Annotated in this window: 4 protein-coding genes; all 4 read left to right on the top strand. The window is 67.7% G+C overall.

Annotated features, from left to right (window positions below):
• The coding region (locus tag QH283_RS15270; RefSeq protein ID WP_280503657.1) for an acetyl-CoA hydrolase/transferase family protein at positions 1-844 on the top strand (844 nt) is incomplete at its 5' end.
• 80 nt (positions 845-924) lie between these two features.
• Entirely contained in the window at positions 925-1683 is a 759-nt protein-coding gene (locus QH283_RS15275) for an SDR family NAD(P)-dependent oxidoreductase (protein WP_040795741.1), read from the top strand.
• Positions 1680-2522, top strand: coding sequence for a 1,4-dihydroxy-2-naphthoyl-CoA synthase (menB, locus tag QH283_RS15280; protein WP_086845910.1), 843 nt, complete (start codon positions 1680-1682; stop codon positions 2520-2522). The genes QH283_RS15275 and menB overlap by 4 nt, the downstream gene beginning before the upstream one ends.
• A 76-nt stretch (positions 2523-2598) precedes the next feature.
• The coding region (locus QH283_RS15285) for an LLM class flavin-dependent oxidoreductase (RefSeq protein WP_280503658.1) at positions 2599-2884 on the top strand (286 nt) is incomplete at its 3' end.

Consider the following 2884-nt stretch of genomic DNA (forward strand, 5'->3'; position numbering starts at 1 on the left):
CCCCCCCCCCACGCCGGTGCTGATCGCCGAGATCAACGCGCAGATGCCGGTGGTTCCGGGTTCGCCCCGCATTCCCGTGGAGCGCTTCGCAGCCACGATCAGTACCGATAGGCCGCTGCAGGAGGAGAACCGCCGTCCGGCCGGCGAGCCGGACCTGGCGATCGCCGGGTACATCGCCGAACTGATCGAAGACGGCGACACCGTCCAGGTCGGCATCGGCTCGCTCGGAGCGGCCGTCCACGATGCGCTCTCCGGGCATCGCGACCTGGGCGTACACACCGGCATGATCACCGACGGTGTGCTGGAGTTGATCGACAAGGGCGTGGTCACCGGGGCGCGTAAGCAGATCGATGCGGGACGGGTGGTGGCCGGTACAGCTCTCGGCTCGTCCGAGCTGTACGGGCGGCTCCCGGAATTGCCGGTGCTGTTCCGGCCGACCAGTTACACCCATGCGCCGCAGGTGCTCTCGCAGCTGTCGTCTCTGGTCGCGGTGAACTTCGCGATCGAGGTCGACCTGACCGGGCAGGTGGGGGCGGAGATGAGCCGCGGGACATACCTGGGAGCGGTCGGTGGCCAGGTCGATTTCGCGCGGGCGGCCGCGCTGACCGGCAAGCGGTCCATCATCGCGCTCCGCTCGACGGTGCGCGGACGCTCGTCACTCAAGGCGACCCTCGACGAGGGGGTCGTCACGACCGCGCGTGCCGACGTCGACTGCGTCGTCACCGAACACGGGATCGCGCACCTGCGCGGCCAACCGCTGGCCGAACGCCGGCGCCGCCTCATCGCTGTCGCCGCACCGGAATTCCGCGACGACCTCACCCGCGCTGCGCGTGCCGCAGCGTGACTGCACCAAGGACAGACCGAAGACAGCAGGGTGCGGGCAGCCGCGCCCGAGGACTGATCACTATCGAAAGGATCGACATCATGAGCAACCGAGTCGCACTCGTCACCGGTGGCGCGCAGGGCATCGGCGAAGGAATCTCGCGCAAACTGGCCGCTGTGGGCTTCCGGGTCGCCGTGGCCGACCTGAATCTGGAGGCCGCCCAGCAGACTGCGAAGGAGATCGAGGCGGCGGGCGGTGCGGCCGTGGCCATTTCCGTCGATGTCACCGACACCGCATCGGTGCGCGCCGCGGTGGAGCAGGTCACCACCGAACTCGGCCCGATCGAGGTCGTCGTCAACAACGCCGGCTGGGACGACTTCATGAAGTTCCTCGACACCGACGAGGCCTTCTGGGACAAGATCCTCGAGATCAACTTCAAGGGTGCGCTGCGGGTCAACCACTCCGTGGTGCCGGGCATGATCGAGCGCGGATTCGGCCGTGTGATCAACATCGGGTCGGACGCGGGACGGGTCGGTTCCTCGCTGGAGGCGGTCTACTCGGGCGCCAAGGGAGGCATCATCGCCTTCACCAAGACCCTGGCCCGGGAGGTCGCGACCAAGGGCGTGACCGTGAACACGGTGTGCCCCGGACCGACCGACACTCCCGCGCTGCGCAAGTTCGCCGACAACTCCGGCCAGGACGCCGACAAGGTGATCGGCGGAATGACCCGCTCGGTGCCGATGAAGCGCCTCGCGCTGCCCGCCGATATCGCCGCGGCGGTCGCTTTCTTCGCCTCGGACGAGGCGGGCTACATCACAGGCCAGACGCTGTCGGTCAGCGGCGGCTTGACGATGGCATGAGCGCTGTCGACGTGGAGTGGACAACGATCCGCCGCTACGAGGACGTCGAATACTCTCGCACCGAGGACGGCATCGCCCGGATCATGATCTGTCGGCCCGAGGTGCACAACGCCTTCCGGCCGCAGACCCTGGTCGAAATCTCGGACGCGCTGACCGATGCGCGGGAAGACCCCGAGATCGGCGTGATCGTACTGACCGGACAGGGCGACAAGGCGTTCTGTTCCGGCGGCGATCAGCGGGTGCGCGGCGACACCGGCTATATGACCGACCCGGACCGCCCGGACGCGATAGGCCGTTTCCATGTGACCGATCTGCAGGTGCAGATCCGTCGGCTGCCCAAGCCGGTGGTCGCCATGGTCGCCGGATACGCGATCGGTGGCGGACATGTGCTGCAGATCGTCTGTGACCTGACGATCGCCGCCGACAACGCCCGTCTCGGCCAGGTCGGCCCACAGGTGGGCTCCTTCGACGGCGGATTCGGCGCGGGATTACTCGCGAACATGGTCGGGGCACGCAAGGCCAAAGAGATCTGGTTCCTGTGCCGACAGTACGACGCGGCCGAAGCCCTCGAGATGGGGCTGGTCAACACCGTCGTGCCGCTGGCACAGTTGGAGGCGGAGACGGTGGCCTGGTGTCGGCGGATGATGGAGCTCTCGCCGATGGCGCTGCGCCTGATGAAGGCGAGCTTCCATGCGGCCGAGGACGGCCTGGCCGGCATCCAGCAACTGGCACACGACACCAACCTCCTCTTCTATGCCACCGAGGAGGCGAAGGAAGGGCGCGAAGCATTCAAGGCCAAGCGCACGCCGCGGTTCGACCGATTCCCCCGCCGGGCATGACGAGAGGTTTCTCCAGGTGACGACCTTCGGTGTGAACGCGTTCGGTGTCGGCCGGGGCAGGCAGCGATTCGAGTCGATGGCCGAACTGGCGCGCGAAGCCGAGGAGATCGGGTGCGCTGCGGTGTGGACGAGCGAGCTCTACAGCCGCTCGGCCACCATCCCGATGGCGGCTATCGCGGCGGGCACGAGCACCATTGCCATCGGTTCCAATATCGCCTACGGAGTCGGGCGCAGCCCGCTGATGTGGGCGGCCGAGGCGCGCGACCTCGACGAACTGTCCGGTGGCCGGATCATTCTCGGGCTCGGAAACGGCACTCCGACGATGATGAGTGCCTGGCACGGGGTCGATGGGGAAGCGCCCG

The sequence above is a fragment of the Nocardia farcinica genome, from assembly GCF_029867845.1.
Taxonomy (GTDB): Bacteria; Actinomycetota; Actinomycetes; order Mycobacteriales; family Mycobacteriaceae; genus Nocardia; species Nocardia farcinica_A.